The organism is Aeromicrobium sp., assembly GCF_036675695.1.
Lineage (GTDB): Bacteria > Actinomycetota > Actinomycetes > Propionibacteriales > Nocardioidaceae > Aeromicrobium.
This window is the reverse complement of record NZ_JAKFEL010000025.1, coordinates 1-16196: the sequence shown is the minus strand read 5'-3', so window position 1 is coordinate 16196 and position 16196 is coordinate 1. Positions and strand designations below refer to the sequence as shown.

The 16196-nt window shown below is 64.1% G+C and carries 17 protein-coding genes; 14 read left to right on the top strand and 3 right to left on the bottom strand.

Annotated elements, in window-relative coordinates:
* From V6M39_RS01295 to V6M39_RS01245, 11 genes are all read left to right on the top strand, one after another.
* The coding region (locus V6M39_RS01295; RefSeq protein WP_332641844.1) for a ubiquitin-like protein Pup at positions 1 to 187 on the top strand (187 nt) is incomplete at its 5' end.
* On the top strand, positions 187 to 1008 hold the full coding sequence (prcB, locus tag V6M39_RS01290) for a proteasome subunit beta (protein WP_332641846.1): 822 nt from the start codon (positions 187 to 189) through the stop codon (positions 1006 to 1008). The genes V6M39_RS01295 and prcB, both read left to right, overlap by 1 nt.
* Positions 1009 to 1021: 13 nt before the next feature.
* Entirely contained in the window at positions 1022 to 1717 is a 696-nt protein-coding gene (prcA, locus tag V6M39_RS01285; RefSeq protein ID WP_332641843.1) for a proteasome subunit alpha, read from the top strand.
* Between the two features lie 75 nt (positions 1718 to 1792).
* Complete coding sequence (pafA, locus tag V6M39_RS01280; protein ID WP_332641842.1) at positions 1793 to 3154, top strand: Pup--protein ligase; 1362 nt, start codon at positions 1793 to 1795, stop codon at positions 3152 to 3154.
* A gap of 74 nt (positions 3155 to 3228) precedes the next feature.
* Positions 3229 to 4143 carry an FKBP-type peptidyl-prolyl cis-trans isomerase gene (locus V6M39_RS01275; RefSeq protein WP_332641841.1) on the top strand — a complete coding sequence of 305 codons (915 nt, stop codon included), beginning with the start codon at positions 3229 to 3231 and terminating at the stop codon, positions 4141 to 4143.
* A 12-nt stretch (positions 4144 to 4155) separates the two neighbouring features.
* Positions 4156 to 5124, top strand: a complete 969-nt coding sequence (locus V6M39_RS01270; protein ID WP_332641840.1) for a helix-turn-helix transcriptional regulator — start codon at positions 4156 to 4158, stop codon at positions 5122 to 5124.
* Positions 5121 to 6077, top strand: coding sequence for a helix-turn-helix transcriptional regulator (locus tag V6M39_RS01265; protein WP_332641839.1), 957 nt, complete (start codon positions 5121 to 5123; stop codon positions 6075 to 6077). Before V6M39_RS01270 ends, V6M39_RS01265 begins: the two co-directional genes overlap by 4 nt.
* A gap of 25 nt (positions 6078 to 6102) precedes the next feature.
* Positions 6103 to 6315, top strand: coding sequence for a twin-arginine translocase TatA/TatE family subunit (tatA, locus tag V6M39_RS01260; protein WP_332641838.1), 213 nt, complete (start codon positions 6103 to 6105; stop codon positions 6313 to 6315).
* A 44-nt stretch (positions 6316 to 6359) separates the two neighbouring features.
* Positions 6360 to 7157 carry a twin-arginine translocase subunit TatC gene (tatC, locus tag V6M39_RS01255; protein WP_332641837.1) on the top strand — a complete coding sequence of 266 codons (798 nt, stop codon included), beginning with the start codon at positions 6360 to 6362 and terminating at the stop codon, positions 7155 to 7157.
* 20 nt (positions 7158 to 7177) lie between these two features.
* A complete protein-coding gene (locus tag V6M39_RS01250; protein ID WP_332641836.1) occupies positions 7178 to 8059 on the top strand; it encodes a diacylglycerol kinase in 882 nt (293 codons plus the stop codon).
* 9 nt (positions 8060 to 8068) lie between these two features.
* Positions 8069 to 10786 (top strand): DEAD/DEAH box helicase, encoded by a 2718-nt coding sequence (locus V6M39_RS01245; protein WP_332641835.1) that lies wholly within the window; start codon positions 8069 to 8071, stop codon positions 10784 to 10786.
* Here V6M39_RS01245 and V6M39_RS01240 read toward each other — a convergent pair.
* A complete protein-coding gene (locus tag V6M39_RS01240; protein WP_332641834.1) occupies positions 10776 to 11696 on the bottom strand; it encodes a 5'-3' exonuclease in 921 nt (306 codons plus the stop codon). The two genes, V6M39_RS01245 and V6M39_RS01240, sit on opposite strands and share 11 nt — an antisense overlap.
* 13 nt (positions 11697 to 11709) lie before the next feature.
* Positions 11710 to 12084 carry a PLDc N-terminal domain-containing protein gene (locus tag V6M39_RS01235; protein ID WP_332641845.1) on the bottom strand — a complete coding sequence of 125 codons (375 nt, stop codon included), beginning with the start codon at positions 12082 to 12084 and terminating at the stop codon, positions 11710 to 11712.
* 230 nt (positions 12085 to 12314) lie between these two features.
* Here V6M39_RS01235 and V6M39_RS01230 point away from each other — a divergent pair, with 230 nt between their 5' ends.
* From V6M39_RS01230 to V6M39_RS01220, 3 genes are read left to right on the top strand one after another with little or no spacing between them, the layout of a single operon-like run.
* Positions 12315 to 13394 (top strand): M24 family metallopeptidase, encoded by a 1080-nt coding sequence (locus V6M39_RS01230; protein WP_332641833.1) that lies wholly within the window; start codon positions 12315 to 12317, stop codon positions 13392 to 13394.
* Positions 13391 to 14920 (top strand): apolipoprotein N-acyltransferase, encoded by a 1530-nt coding sequence (lnt, locus tag V6M39_RS01225; RefSeq protein ID WP_332641831.1) that lies wholly within the window; start codon positions 13391 to 13393, stop codon positions 14918 to 14920. Before V6M39_RS01230 ends, lnt begins: the two co-directional genes overlap by 4 nt.
* Positions 14921 to 14926: 6 nt before the next feature.
* The gene (locus V6M39_RS01220) at positions 14927 to 15649 is read left to right on the top strand and encodes a polyprenol monophosphomannose synthase (RefSeq protein ID WP_332641830.1); all 723 of its coding nucleotides are present in this window, start codon (positions 14927 to 14929) and stop codon (positions 15647 to 15649) included.
* Positions 15650 to 15697: 48 nt separating this feature from the next.
* Here the strand turns inward: V6M39_RS01220 and V6M39_RS01215 are convergent, their stop codons facing one another.
* Positions 15698 to 16099, bottom strand: a complete 402-nt coding sequence (locus tag V6M39_RS01215; RefSeq protein WP_309969662.1) for an RNA polymerase-binding protein RbpA — start codon at positions 16097 to 16099, stop codon at positions 15698 to 15700.
* Between the last annotated feature and the right edge of the window lie 97 nt (positions 16100 to 16196).

The window sequence follows — 16196 nt, the reverse complement described above, 5'->3', positions numbered from 1 at the left end:
GCAGCAGCACAAGAACACGCGCAAGTCGACCGAGCCCGAAGTCACGGCCGAGACGACTGAGGTCGACGTCGAGCAGAAGGTCAAGCTCGACGATGACGTCGACTCGATCCTCGACGAGATCGATGACGTGCTCGAGGAGAACGCCGAGGAGTTCGTTCGCAGCTTCGTCCAGAAGGGCGGGCAGTGATGCTCCCAGACGGCAATCGCCTGTCCGGATCGTCCTCGTTCGCTGACTACCTCGCCTCAACTGCACCTGACCTGATGCCGGGCGCCGCTGCCCGCGGCGCCGGTGGAAGCCACGGCGACCTGGCACCCCACGGCACCACGATCGTCGCGGCAACCTTCGATGGCGGCGTCGTCATGGCCGGAGACCGCCGCGCCACCATGGGCAACGTCATTGCACAGCGCGACATCCAGAAGGTCTTCCCGGCCGACGAGTTCTCCTGCATCGGCATTGCCGGCAGCGCCGGACTCGCGATCGAGCTCGTACGACTGTTCCAGGTCGAGCTCGAACACTACGAAAAGATCGAAGGCATCGTCCTATCGTCCGACGGCAAGGCCAACCGCCTCGCTGCGCTGATTCGAGGAAACCTCGGCCTGGCGATGCAGGGGCTCGCTGTTGTACCGCTGTTTGCCAGCTTCGACCTCGAGACATCCGCGGGCCGCATCTTCTCGTACGACGTCACCGGCGGTCGTTACGAAGAGCACGCGTTCCACTCGGTCGGCTCCGGCTCGATGTTCGCCCGAGGAGCGCTCAAGAAGCTCTACGGCCCCGACCTCACCGAAGCCGACTGCGTCACCGCGGTGATCCAGGCGCTCTACGACGCTGCCGACGACGACTCGGCCACCGGCGGGCCAGACCTGACCCGACGCATCTTCCCGATCGTCGCCGTGGTCACCGCCGATGGCTACCGTCAGCTGGCGGAGGACGAGGTTGGTGCGATCGCCGACGACGTCATCGGCGGCCGCCTCGTACGTCCCGACGGCCCGACCGCCCCACTGAGCTGAGAGGAGAGATCAGATGACACAACCGTTCTACGTCTCACCCGAACAGCTCATGAAGGATCGGGCCGACTTCGCCCGCAAAGGCATCTCTCGAGGCCGCAGCGTCGCGATCCTCCAGTACGCCGACGGCATCTTGTTCGTGTCGGAGAACGCCTCCAAGGCACTGCACAAGGTCAGCGAGATCTACGACCGAATCGGCTTCGCCGCAGTTGGTCGCTACAACGAGTTCGAGAATCTCCGCATCGCCGGCGTACGCCTTGCCGACATGCGCGGCTACTCCTACGACCGCCGGGACGTCACCGGCCGCGGACTCGCCAATGCCTACGCACAGACACTCGGCACGATCTTCTCCTCAGGCGGCGAGAAGCCGTACGAGGTCGAGATCTTCGTCGCCGAAGTTGGCGACTCCGCCGAGGAAGACCAGATCTACCGTCTGACCTACGACGGATCCGTTGCTGACGTTCAGGGATTCGGCGTCATGGGCGGTCAGAGCGAGCAGGTCGAGGCACACCTCGGTGCGCACTTCAAACCTGGCCTCACCCTTCCCAAGGCGATCAAGATCGCGGTGGAGGCGCTCGGGCATGACGTCGAGCCGGCTCGTACCGTCGAGGCCTCGGCACTCGAGATCGCGGTCCTGACTCGAGCACGCTCGCAGCCGCGGAAGTTCCGTCGCGTGAGCGAAGCGGACGTTGTCGCGGCTCTGGGCTCCTGACAAACCGCTGAGGTCTGTGCGGTGTCGACGCCGTGTTGTCCCGCAGTGTCAGGCGGGCGTGACTAGGCTGAGCCCATGGATCGGCGGATCTTCGGCATCGAGAACGAGTACGGCGTCACGTGCTCGTTCAAGGGCCAGCGCCGTCTGTCACCTGACGAGGTAGCTCGCTACCTGTTTCGCAGGGTTGTCTCGTGGGGACGCAGCAGCAACGTGTTCCTCCGCAACGGCGCCCGCCTATACCTCGATGTCGGCAGCCATCCCGAGTACGCCACACCCGAGTGCGATGACCTGGTTGACCTCGTCACGCATGACCGGGCAGGGGAGCGCATCCTCGAAGGCCTGATGATCGACGCCCAACAGCGGCTCGCCGACGACGGCGTCGAGGGCGACATCTACCTCTTCAAGAACAACACCGACTCGGCCGGCAACTCGTACGGCTGCCACGAGAACTACCTCGTGAGCCGAGCGGGGGAGTTCAGCCGCCTCGCCGACGTGCTCATACCGTTCCTTGTCTCACGCCAGATCATCTGCGGTGCCGGCAAGATCCAGCAGACTCCTCGCGGCACGATCTTCTCGGTCAGCCAGCGCGCTGAGCACATCTGGGAAGGCGTCTCTAGCGCGACGACTCGTTCCCGACCCATCATCAACACCCGTGACGAGCCGCATGCCGATGCCGAGCGGTTCCGGCGCCTACACGTGATTGTCGGCGACTCCAACATGAGCGAGACGACCACTCTGCTCAAGGTCGCCACCACCGATCTCGTCCTCCGGATGATCGAGGGAGGTGTGTCGATGCGCGATATGACGCTCGACAACCCCATCCGCGCAATCCGCGAGATCGCCCACGACATGACTGGCCGCAAGAAGGTTCAGCTGGCCAACGGCCGCGAACTCTCCGCCCTGGAGATCCAGGCCGAGTACTTCGGCAAGGCCGCCGAGTTCGTCGACCGCCACGGGCTGCATACCCCGACCATCACTCGCACGCTCGACTTGTGGGAGCGCACGCTCAAGGCCGTCGAGTCCGAGGATCTCTCGCTCGTGGAGCGCGAGATCGACTGGGTGATCAAGTACAAGCTGCTCGACCGCTATCGCTCAGTCCACGGGCTCAGCTGGGGCGATCCGCGCATTGCCCAGCTCGACCTCGCCTATCACGACATCCGCCGCGATCGCGGAATCTTCTATCTCCTCGAGAAGAAGGGCGCCGTGGCTCGCGTGACGAACGACCTCGACGTGTTCGCTGCCAAGTCGATCCCACCGCAGACAACGCGCGCTCGCTTGCGAGGTGACTTCATCAAGCGTGCCCAGGAGCGTCGCCGTGACTTCACCGTCGACTGGGTGCACCTCAAGCTCAACGACCAGGCACAACGCACCGTGCTCTGCAAGGACCCGTTCCGCTCCCACGATGAGCGCGTGCAGAGGCTCATAGACGGTATGTGACCGGGCTCAGCATCCTCTTGGGATCTGTCGATACGATGACCAACGGCCCTTCCACCGATCCAAAGGTTTCTTTCGTGCGCCGTCTCCTCGTGGCAACTGTTGCCGCCACCAGCTTGGTTCTTGCCGGATGCGGCTCCGACGACGCCTCAGGCGGTCTGGGCGACATCAAGGTCAGCACGGACACCAAGCCCAAGGTCACAGTCGGCAAGGACTTCAAGGCCACCAAGACCAGCTCGAAGGTCCTCACCGCCGGCAGCGGCGACGAGCTCGCCGAGGGCGACGCCGTCAAGGTCAACTACGTGGCGATCAACGGACGTACGGGCAAGGAGTTCGACAACTCCTTCACCAGCGACAAGCCGCTGACCCTCACGCTCGCCGAGACGTCGATCCTTCCCGGATTCGTCAAGGGACTGAAGGGCAAGACGGTCGGCAGCCGCGTACTGGTCGCAATCCCACCCAAGGACGGCTTCGGCCAAGCCCAGGCCGAGCTCGGTATGAAGAAGGACGACACCATGGTGTTCCTCTTCGACATCATCGCGAAGGTTCCCGAGATCGCGAGCGGCAAGGCCAAGGCGCTGCCCAAGGATCTACCCAAGCTGATCCTCGATTCCAACAAGCAGCCCTCCAAGTTCAAGAAGACCTCCAAGACTGCGGCCAAGGCGACCAAGGCCAGCTCGCACGTCGTGATCCAGGGCACCGGCCCGACCATCAAGCTCGGCCAGACGCTCAGCGTCCACTATCTCGGCCAGATCTACCCGGCCGGCAAGACCTTCGACTCGTCATGGGCACGCAAGGCTCCATCCTCGTTCGCGCTCGCTGAAGGCCAGCTCATCAAGTGCTGGACCGACGAGCTGGTGGGCCAGAAGGTCGGCAGCCGCGTCGTTCTGGTGTGCCCGGCTGACGTCGCGTACGGCAAGGAAGGAAGCGGCGAGGACATCAAGGGTGGCGACACGCTGATCTTCTCGATCGACTTGCTCGACGCTTCCTGACATCCTCCTCTCATGGCCGAGCGCAAGACCGAGAGGTTGATGAACCTCATCTTCGCTCTACTGGTGAGCAAGCAGTTCCTCACCAAGGTGCAGATCCGTGACGCAATCGCCGACTATCGCGATGCACCAAGCAGCGATGCATTTGACCGCATGTTCGAGCGAGACAAGGAAGAGCTCCGCGAGCTCGGCATACCCGTCGAGACCGGCGGGAACGATGTCTACTTCGACGACGAGGTTGGCTACCGCATTCGCCGAGACGTTGCCGAGCTGTCTGATCTCGAGCTGACGCGCGAGGAAGCAGCCGTCATCGGACTCGCGACGCAGGTTTGGGAGCACGCGGGTCTGGCCAACGATTCGACCACGGCGCTGATGAAGCTCAAGGCGATCGGTGTCGATGTCGACACCTCGGTGCTTCGCATGGCCGAACCCAAGCTCTCGACCAATGAACCGTCGTTCGACGCAATGTGGGACGCCGTGACACGCAAGATCCCGGTGTCATTTGTGTACGCGCGCCCGGCTCGCGAAGCCATGGAACGTCACCTGCAGCCGTGGGGGATCATCTCCTGGCGCGACCGGTGGTACGTCGGCGGATTCGACCTCGATCGTGAGGGCCCGCGCATCTTCCGACTGTCCCGAGTCATTGGTGACGTCAAGACGACTGGTTCGCCCGGATCGTATGAGGTCCCTGAGGGAACCGACATGAAGGATCTCGCTCGCGGACTGTTCCCGTCGCCTCCAGACGAGGCAGCAGTGCTTCACATCCGCAAGGGTCGCGGCCTGTCACTGCGCCGTCTTGCCGAGAAGGTCACCCCGATCAATGGTGACCTCGACGAGGTCGAGATTCGCTATTCGTCCGACTGGGAGCTTGCCTCCGAGGTCGCGTCATATGGCCCCGACGTCGTGGTGATTTCGCCGTCGTCGGTGCGCGATGCCGTGGTCAAACGGCTGCAGGCCGCAGCCAGCGGGACGGTGTCGGCATGACGAGGTCGAGGTCGCAGGTCGTGCGCATGCTTGCGCTGGTGCCGTACCTACAGTCGCACGGTGGCATTCCGGTCAACGAGGTCGCCGCCGAGTTCGGTGTGAAGCCCAAGCAGATACGCGATGACCTTCGACTGCTGATGTACACCGGCGTGGGCGAGTATCCAGGCGAGCTCATCGACTTCGACTTGACCGCTCTCGAGGACGACGGAGTCGTCTCGATCCGCGACGCCGAGTTCATGAGTCGCCCGCTGCGCATCAGCACGAGCGAAGGCGTCGCGCTGATCGTCGCGCTTCGCACACTCCGCGCCTCCGCGAGTGGCGAAGAGCTCACGGTCATTGACAGCGCGCTGTCGAAGCTTGAGACGGCAGTGGGCGACACGGTCACAGCACCGGTCGACGTCGTGTTGGACGAGGTTGATCCGACAACTCACGCGACGATCGTCCAGGCCCTCGCATCGGGCAAGAGGCTCGAGCTGACGTACGCCACGGCCTCGCGCGATGAGCAGACGGATCGTCACGTCGATCCGCGACGACTGTTCACCGAGCAGGGCAAGCTCTACCTCGAGGCCTGGTGCCTCAAGGCCGAGGACCTGCGGTTCTTCCGTCTCGACCGCATCGTCGCCGCCGACGTGACATCGTTCGATGCCGAGGAGCATGACGTCACGCCCCGCGACCTCTCCGACGGGTTCTTCACCGTGGGGGAGGAGACCCCGTACGCGCTGGTCGACCTGCATCCACGAGCCCACTGGCTGACCGAGTACTACCAGGTTGATCTCCTCGAGCAAGCCGATGACGGCACCTGGCGTGCGCGGCTCTACGGCGCCGACTGGAGCTGGCTGCGGAGGCTGGTGCTGCGCAACGCCGGCTCGGTTGCGGTCATCGAACCTCCCGAACTCGCCGCAGACGTAGCCAGTCAAGCTGCCCTTGCACTTCGCGCGTACGATGCTGACTAGGTAGAACTTCGTAGAAGGAGCAGTCATGTTCGGCTTGGGCAGCACAGAACTCTTGATCGTGCTGGGAGTCGTCGTCCTCATCTTCGGTGGCAAGAAGCTCCCCGAGCTCGCACGTGGATCAGGCCGTGCACTCCGCATCTTCAAGTCCGAGGTCAAGGATCTGGGCACCGACGAGCCCGATACCAAGCGCGACGCCATCGAGTCGGCTGAAGCGGACAAGAAGCCCGAACAGGGCTGAGGTTGGCGCCTCGGCGCGGCACGCCTACCCCTCCGGGCGGCACGATGCCGCTCATCGAACATCTGCGTGAGCTCCGCACACGCCTGGTCAAGTCGCTCCTGGCCATCTTCATCGGCACGGTCGTCGCGTGGTTCTTCTATGACCAGATCCTCGACTTCCTGACGCACCCGTACAACGACATCAAGCCGTTGCTCGAGGAGCGCGGTATCGAGTCGGACATCGTCATCACCGGAATCGGTGGCGCCTTCACGTTCCAGCTCAAGATCTCGCTGGTTTCGGGCGTGCTCCTGACCAGTCCGATATGGCTGTGGCAGTTGTGGGGATTCATCCTCCCCGCGATGCACCGCAACGAGAAGCGTTGGGCGCTGCTCCTGACCGCGACGGGTGTCCCGCTCTTCCTTGCTGGCGCGGCCCTGGCGTACGTCGTGCTCCCGAAGGCCATCGACGTGCTGATCGGCTTCGTTCCCGATGGCGTGGGCAACCTCGTCACGGGTGCGGAGTACTTCGACTTCGTCATCCGGATGATGTTGGTGTTTGGCGTTGCGGCGGAGATTCCTCTCGTCGTGATCCTGCTCAACCGCATCGGCGCGGTCAGTGCCCGGCAGCTGGCGTCGGCGCGACCGTGGACCGTGATCGGCATCTTCGTGTTTGCCGCTGTGGCGACCCCGAGCACCGACCCGCTGACGATGCTGTTCCTCGCGGTCCCGATGCTCGTTCTGTACTTGGTGGCTGAGGTCATCGCCCGAATCAGCGATCGACGCAAGGGGAAGTCCGCTCCTGTGGAGCTGTCCGACGACGAAGCGTCGCCGTTGGATGACGAAACCTCCCCGCTGGGAGACTGACCGGCCATTACGCTGGGCGCATGCGTTTCGCGATCGTCGTCAACCCCACGTCAGGCAAGCGCCATGGCGAGACGATTTCCGCACAGGCTGCTCAACGCCTTGGCAATGCGGGCCATTCGACAATCATCGTCCAGGGTGCCGATGCGGCTGCCGCACGTGATCAGCTCAAGCTGGCAATCGACGGGGGACTCGACGGCGTGCTGGTTGTCGGAGGCGACGGCGCATTGCACGGGGTCCTCGATCATGTCGCCGACTCGGATCTGGTCTTCGGGCTCATCCCGGCTGGCACGGGCAACGACACGGCCCGATCACTCGGCATCCCCGTCAAGGACGTCGACGCCGCCGTCGATCTGATCATTGCCGGCAACGTGCGTACGATCGACCTCGCGCGCGCCGACGAGGCGTACGTCGCGACCGTTGTGGCCTCGGGGTTCGACTCCAAGGTCAACGAGCGCGCCAACGAGATGACCTGGCCGCGCGGCAACATGCGCTACAACATCGCGATGGTCGCCGAGCTGCGGGCGTTCGAGCCGATGCCGTTCACGCTCGTGCTCGATGGCAAGACGATTGAGCGCGAAGCGATGCTCGTCGCTGTCGGCAACGGCCCGTCGTTCGGCGGCGGGCTTCGCATCTGCGAAGGTGCCGAGATGGACGACGGTCTGCTCGACGTCGTCGTCATCAACCCCGTGAGCAAGCCCAAGCTGCTCCGTGTGTTCCCCAAGCTCTACAAGGGCACCCACATCACGCTCCCGGAGTTCGAGCGTCACCTGGTCAAGGAAGTGACGCTCACGTCACCCGGCATCGTTGCGTACGGCGACGGGGAGCGGCTCGGCCCGCTTCCGATGACAACACGCATCCAGCCCGGCGCGCTGCGGGTCTTCGCACCACCTGCCGCCACGTAGGCTGGCCGTATGACGACGCCCGCTGAGAAGTACGCGAAATCCCGGGCGGATCAGCAACATCCACTCCTGGCCTCCTTCCGTGATCTGTACGACTTCCCGCTCGACGACTTCCAGATCGAGGCCTGCAAGGTTGTCGAGGACGGCCACGGTGTCCTGGTCGCCGCGCCGACCGGCTCCGGCAAGACGCTGGTCGGCGAGTTCGCCGTGCACATGGCGCTCGCAAGCGGTCGCAAGTGCTTCTACACGACGCCGATCAAGGCACTCTCCAACCAGAAGTTCTCGGACTTCGTCGATCGCTATGGCGCCGACAATGTTGGCTTGCTGACGGGCGACAACACCATCAATGGTGAAGCGCCGATCGTCGTCATGACGACTGAGGTGCTCCGCAACATGCTGTATGCGGGCTCGAGCACGCTCACGGGTCTCGGCTTCGTCGTGATGGACGAGGTGCACTACCTCGCAGACCGCAACCGGGGCGCCGTCTGGGAAGAGGTCATCATCCACCTCCCGGAATCGGTCTCGGTGATCTCGCTGTCGGCGACTGTGTCGAACGCCGAGGAGTTCGGGGCGTGGCTCACCGAAGTTCGGGGTGACGACACCGTGACGATCGTCGAGGAGCGCCGGCCCGTACCGCTCCACCAGCACGTGCTGGTGGGTCGCAAGCTGTTCCCGCTGTTCGAGTCCGGTGGCACCGAGGTCAATCGGGCATTGGAGCGCATTGCGCGTGAGGACTGGCAGTACTCCCGGATGTCCAAGAGTCGGCCCAAGAAGGGCGGTCACCGGCCGCGCAGCCGTCACCGTACGCCCGGTCGCATCGAGCTTGTCGAGCGTCTGGACGCCGAAGGACTGTTGCCCGCGATCACGTTCGTGTTCAGCCGAGCCGGATGCGCAGCCGCCGTCCAACAGTGTCTGGATGCTCGCCTCAACCTGACGACGCCCGAAGAGCAGGCGGAGATCACCGCTGTCGTCGACGAGGCGTGCTCGCACCTGCCCGAAGACGATCTTGAGGTGTTGGGCTACTACGAGTTCCGTGAGGCGCTCGTACGCGGGATTGCGGCCCACCACGCAGGCATGTTGCCGACGTTCAAGGAAGTTGTTGAGGTGCTGTTCAGCCGGGGCCTGGTCAAGATGATCTTCGCGACCGAGACCCTCGCGCTCGGCATCAACATGCCCGCACGTTCTGTCGTCATCGAGAAGCTTTCGAAATGGAACGGTGAAACTCACGCCAACATCACGCCGGGGGAGTACACCCAACTCACCGGGCGCGCCGGGCGCCGCGGCATCGACATCGAGGGACACGGCGTCGTCCTGTGGCAACCCGGACTCGACCCCAAGCAGGTCGCCGGTCTGGCTTCGACGCGTACGTATCCGCTCAACTCGTCGTTCCACCCGTCCTACAACATGGCGGTCAACCTGGTCGGCCAAGTCGGGCGTCTGACGGCGCGGGAACTGCTCGAGCAGTCGTTCGCCCAGTTCCAGGCCGACCGCGCCGTGGTCGGTATGGCTCGGCAGATTCGCAAGGCCGATGACGCACTCGACGGCTACCGCGAGTCGGCACAGTGCCATCTGGGCGACTTCATGGAGTACGCCGCGTTGCGCCGCGAGATCAGTGACATCGAGTCTTCGGGTGCCCGTGAGCGACGCTCAGCAGACCGTGAGGTCGTGATTGAGTCTCTCGTCGGTCTCAAGCCGGGCGACATCATCAACGTCCCAGCAGGGCGCTGGGCTGGCATCGCCGTGGTTCTTGACCCCGGTACGCAGGCCGACCGCGAGGGACCACGCCCGATGGTCCTGACGGCCAACCGGCATGCCCGTCGGCTGGCCATGGTTGACTTCCCGACTCCCGTCAGCGTGATCACCCGCATCCGCATCCCGAAGTCCTTCAACGCTCGCAACCCGCAGGCACGCCGCGACCTGGCGTCCAGCCTGCGCAACCACGCCGAGGGAGTCGCCTGGAAGCCCAAGGTCGCGTATCGCGAGCACGGTCCGCGCAAGGACCCGCGCGTTGACGCTTTGCGCGAGAAGATGCGCGAACACCCGTGCCACGACTGTCCTGATCGTGAGTCCCACGCCCGCTGGGCAGAGCGCTACCAAAAGCTCGAACGCGACACCAAGAACCAGCGGTCACGCATCGAACAGCGCACCAACACCGTCGCCCGTCAGTTCGATCGCGTCTGTGAAGTGCTCGATGTGCTCGGCTACCTGGATGGCGACGAGGTCACCGAGGACGGCAAGAAACTCCAGCGTGTCTACAGCGAGCTCGATCTCCTTGTCAGCGAATGCATTCGCGAGGGCGTATGGGACAACCTCGACGCTCCTGAGCTGGCCGCAGCGATCAGCGGGCTGACGTACGAATCGCGCAATTCTGACGATGCACCGGCGCCACGTTTCCCGACCAAGAACGTACGTGATGTCGCTGACGCGATGAGCTCACTTGGTGCAGAGCTCGAACGGCTTGAGCGCGAGCATCGCGTGAAGTTTCTGCACCAGCCGGACTTCGGGTTCGCCCAAGGCGTCTGGCAGTGGTCCATGGGCGCCTCGCTCGACGACGTGCTCACCGACATGGAGCTCGCGGCAGGCGACTTCGTGCGCGCGATGAAGCAGCTGATCGACGTTGTGGCTCAAGTCGCTGACGCGTCTGGTCCCGGTCCGTTGCGCAAGACCGCACGCGAGGCACTCGACCTGCTGCGCCACGGTGTCGTGTCCTACACCTCGATCACGAGCTAGCGAGTCCTTCGAGGACCCGGTCGGCTGCCCCGCTGATGCCCCAGGTCTCGGCGAAGGCCCGGAACGCAGCCTGCTGGTCGGTCGACAACGCCTCGAGCTCCCACGCGGAGATCTCGCAGGCGTCGCGTTTGACGGCGACAACAGTGCGAGCGGCGGCGATATAGGCGGCTGAGTCCTTCAGCGACTGGCGTACGCGTGGCTTGATGGAGCTCGCAGGATCCTCTGCGGCGGCAATGATCCCGTCGAGGTCGCCGAACTCGTTCAGGAGTACAGCACCCGTCTTGTCACCGATGCCCGGCACACCCGGAATGCCATCCGAAGGGTCGCCGCGCATCACGGCGAAGTCGACGTACTGCGAGGCATCGATGCCATAGCGCTCGCGCATCCAGGCGTTGTCGACGAGATCGGGATTGCCGACACCGCCGCGCGATGTGTAGATGACTCGTACGGACCGTTCGTCGTCGACGAGCTGGAACAGGTCGCGGTCACCGGTGACCACGTCGACCGGCCCATCCCAGTCGTGGCTGAGCGTGCCGATGATGTCATCCGCCTCGGCTCCAGCCGCACCGATCACCGGTATGCCCAACAGCGCAAGCGCCTCGGCAATCAGCGGAACCTGAGGGCCGAGGAGACCTTCGGTCGTGTCGCCCTCGGCGCCGTCTTCACCGACGCGATGCGTCTTGTAGGTGTCCATGAGATCGACGCGCCATTGCGGGCGCCAGTCGTCGTCCCAGCACGCCACGATCGCGGCCGGCTTGAACTCGGTGCTGAGCGTCGCAACGAAGTCCAGCATGCCTCGGAGTGCATTGACGACCGTGCCGTCAGGAGCCTTCAGCGAGTCTGGCACTCCGAAGAACGCCCGAAAGTAGAGGCTTGCGCTGTCCAGGAGAAGTAGTCGTCCGTTGGGCATGCTCCGACCCTACTCAGGTCGCCGGCTGGTCGTCCTCGTTGATCTCCCGCTGCTGGCGCTCGCGGTACGCACGCCGCTGCTCCTCGACGCGTTCGCGGAGCTTCCGCTGGAAGTCCTCGTCATCTTCCGGGATCGAAGACGGATGCCGAATGGGTCGATCACGGTCGGAGACGACCGGACCGTAGTTGCCTTTGTACGGCATGGAACGAGCAGCCTGCGGCCTGCCGGCCACCAGCCACGCGATCGACCCGACAAATGGCAGGAGGATGATCAGCACAATCCACATCACCTTGCCGAGATTGCGGACTGATCCTTCGTCCGTGGTGATGGCGTCTATCAGACAGAAGATCCAAAGGCCGAGAACGAGGAACCCGACGATTCCATTCATGTAGAGCACAAGGTGTCTCCTGCCTGGATCTGAGTTGCCAAATCATGGCACCCCCGGAAGGTCACGCGCAGTTGAATGGCGACAGCGATCGGCGGTGCGTCAGGATCGCGCTCGCGGCTGCTTCAGGCCCGCCGGTATCGTTCCAGCGTGAGCGAGCGCAGCGAGGGAACCAAAAGCACAGGCATCAATTCGACGCCTTCGTACCGTGCCTTTTCAACGGAGGTGTCGAAATGAGCAGATGGCGCAAGGCACAGGCACTGGCAGCTTCCGAGGGTATTGATGCCCTCCTCGTCACTCCGGGCGCAGATCTACGCTATTTGACGGGCTATACGGCGCTTCCGCTGGAGCGGTTGACGTGCCTCGTTCTGCCCGCGCACGGCGATCCGACGCTGATCGTCCCGGCTCTCGAAGCAGCGGCAGCGGGTGCTTCCGGCGTTGACGTCGCCATTGCGACCTGGACCGAGACCGAAGATCCCTTCGCCCTGGTGACCGACCTGGTGGGGGACGCCGCGACGATCGGACTCGACGACCACATGTGGGCGTCCCGGGTGTTTGCGTTGAAGGATGCCCTTCCCAACTCGCGCCAGGTTCTTGCCGGACCACTCGTACAAGAACTGCGTATCCGCAAGGAAGCCGACGAGATCACCGCACTGCGGGAAGCGGGCCAGGCAATCGACCGCGTACACGCACGCATGGGGGAGTGGCTGCGTCCCGGACGCACCGAACGCGAGGTCGGCGCGGACATCGCCCGCGCAATCATCGATGAAGGTCATGAGACGGTCGACTTCGTCATCGTCGGCTCTGGTCCCAACGGCGCGTCGCCGCACCACGAGCTCTCAGATCGGGTGATCGAAGAAGGCGACCCGGTCGTCATCGACATCGGTGGCACCAACCACGCGGGCTACTGCTCCGACTCGACCCGCAACTACCTCGCAGGCGGTGCTGTTCCAGCCGAGTACGCCGAGTTCTATGGCGTCCTTCAGGCGGCTCAGCGGGCGCAGCTCGACTACGCCAAGCCAGGTGTCACCGCCGAGTCGGTCGACGCCGTGGGCCGCGCGATCATCACCGAGGCGGGTTATGGCGATCGCTTCATCCACCGCACCGGTCATGGCATCGGCCAGGAGACCCATGAGGAGCCGTACATCGTGGAGGGCAGCTCGTTGGTCCTCGAAGAAGGTATGGCGTTCTCGATCGAGCCCGGCATCTACCTCGAGGGTCGCTTCGGTGCCCGCATCGAGGACATCGTGGTCTGCACTGCCGACGGTCTCGAGGTCCTCAACAACCAGCCGCGAGAGCTCATCGCGCTGTGACGTCCACCTGGGCGCGCCCTAGGAACGCATGGCTGATTGCCGCGGTGCTGGGTGTCGTCGCCTCGCTGGGTTTCGACCCGGTTGGGATCCCGTACGCCATGGTTGTCTCGCTGGCGGGACTGATCTGGCTCGCCAGCGAGCTGAAGGACGCCCGCAAGCGCACGGTCGTCATCGCCGGCCTTGTGTTTGGCCTGGCATACATGGCGCCGCTGATCTGGTGGATGAACGCAGTCAGCAGTGCGGCCTACATCGGGCTCGTCATCCTGGAGACGCTGTTCTTCGCTCCGATCATGCTGGCTCTACGCGCGGCCACACGCCTGCGTGCCTGGCCTTTGTGGGGGGCGGCTGTCTGGGTCGCGGGAGAGTTCGCACGCTCTGTCTTCCCCTTCACGGGGTTCCCATGGGGTCGTCTCGCCCATACGTCGATCGACACGCCGTTCGCGTCGTACGCGCGCCTTGTCGCGATGCCCGGCACGAGCGCCGTCTTGTTCCTCGTCGCAGCGATGCTTCTCGTGCTGATCACCGGTTCGACCGTGCGCCGCAAGGCTGGCGCCGCCCTTTCCATCGCCGGGCTCGTGCTCGTCGGCCTCCTGCTGCCAACCGGGATCGCGGGCGCAGCAGGCACGCGGCAGGTTTCGCTCGTGCAGGGCGACGTACCTGGCGTCTTCCTCACCTGGCCACGCGGTGAGATCTTCGACCTTCATGCGGCCGAGACGGACAAGCTGGCCGAAGCGATCGAAGCCGGTGAGGTGCCCAGACCTGACATGGTGCTGTGGCCGGAGAACTCCACCGACGTCGACCCCAACTTCGACCAAGGCGTGCGCGCCCGTATCGAGGGCTTGTCCGCGCGCATCGGCGCTCCAATTCTCGTAGGTGGACTCCTCGACGGGCCGACCGTCGACACCTCCTACAACGCGGGCGAAGTCTGGGACGCCAACGGTCCGGGGGACAGATACGTCAAGCTCAAGCCAGTGCCGTTCGGCGAGTATGTCCCTGGACGGACCCAGTCCGACGGGGAGACGTCCCTGTACGCCCAGTACATCGGCGGGCTATTCAAGCGGTTGGCGCGTGACATCCCGCGCGACATGCTGGCAGGCGATGAGCCGGGAGCCATGGATATCGCCAACACCAAGATCGGCGACACGATCTGTTACGACATCGCGTACGACTCGGTGACTGGCCGAGCCATCGACGGCGGCGCCCAGCTGCTCGTTGTCCAGACCAGCAATGCGGCTTTCACCGGCACCTCTCAGCCCGAACAGCAGTGGGACATCTCGCGCCTGCGCGCCGTCGAGACTGGCCGATGGGTCGTCGTCCCTTCTACAAACGGCATCAGCGGCACTGTTGATCCAGATGGCAATGTCGTGCAGCGTGCCCCGATGCATGAGCCTGCGTTCCTCAACCAAGAGGTTGAGCTCGGCGACGGAAAGACTCCAGCGCTGCGCATCGGGGCACCGCTGGAATATCTCTTGGTGACCCTCGGTCTGGGAGCATGGTTCCTCAGCACGCGAAGGAAGAAGGGATGATCGCGCATGAGCACCTTGGTGATCATTCCGACGTACAACGAGGCCGAGAACATCGCCTGGATCACCGCAGAGGTTCTGACTCGCCAGCCTGAGGTCAACATCTTGGTCGCCGACGACGGCTCACCGGACGGGACTGGCGAGATCGCCGACAAGCTTGCCGCTGCCGATCAACGGATCAGCGTGATGCACCGCGAGGGTAAGCAAGGACTCGGATCTGCGTACCGGGCCGGGTTCGCGTGGGGGATCGAGCGCGGCTACGACGTTCTGTGCGAGATGGACGCCGACGGTTCGCATCGTCCCGAAGACCTGGGTCGGCTGCTCGAGGCGAGCGAACGGGGCGCCGATCTGGTTCTCGGATCGCGTTGGGTGCCCGGCGGGGGAGTCGTCAACTGGCCTTGGTACCGCAAGTTCATCTCCCGAGGTGGCACGTTCTACGCCCAGCTCATGCTCGGTTTGCCGATCAAGGACGCCACTGGCGGCTATCGGGCTTTCCGGCGCGAGACCCTCGAGCGGTTGCCGCTCGATGAGGTCGAGTCGCAGGGCTACTGCTTCCAGATCGACATGGCTCGACGCGTACTCAACGAAGGCATGTCGATCGTCGAGGTACCGATCACCTTCGTCGAGCGCGTACGTGGTGAGTCCAAGATGAGTGGCCACATCGTCCGTGAGGCTCTGTGGCGGGTCACCGTGTGGGGCTTGCAACGTCTCGTTCCCAAGCGATTGCGCTAGAAACAGAGAAGACCCCGACCAGCTGGTCGGGGTCTTGCACGGTGAGGCTTAAGCCGACTTCTTGGCCGGAGCCTTCTTGGCCGCCTTCTTGACGGGTCGATGGAGATGCGGAGGTCCGATCTCGCCACCACGGAGCAACTCAAGCCGCTCGGTGAGGATCTCTTCGAGCTCCTTGACCGATCGACGCTCAAGCAGCATGTCCCAGTGCGTGCGAACTGCCTTCTCGTTCTTGACGAGCGGTTCGCCACCTTCGACGCGCGTGCCGATCTGACCGGTCTTGGGGTCTTCCCATTCGTACGGGATGTCGGCCTCATCGGCCATCGTCACCGAGAAGGTATGCCCATCAGCGCAGATGTATTCGACCTGCTGACGGGGAGCCATTTCCACGCCGCGCTCGTCCTCGAAGCTCTGTGTCCCGAGTCGAGCGCCTCGCAATGCACGTTCTGCCATGGCAGTCCCCTTTCGTGTGCCTTACCTCTTCCAACGTAGGGGATGGACATGAGATTCCCCTAAGCGCGAGGTATTGGTCACACGTCAGTACGGACCA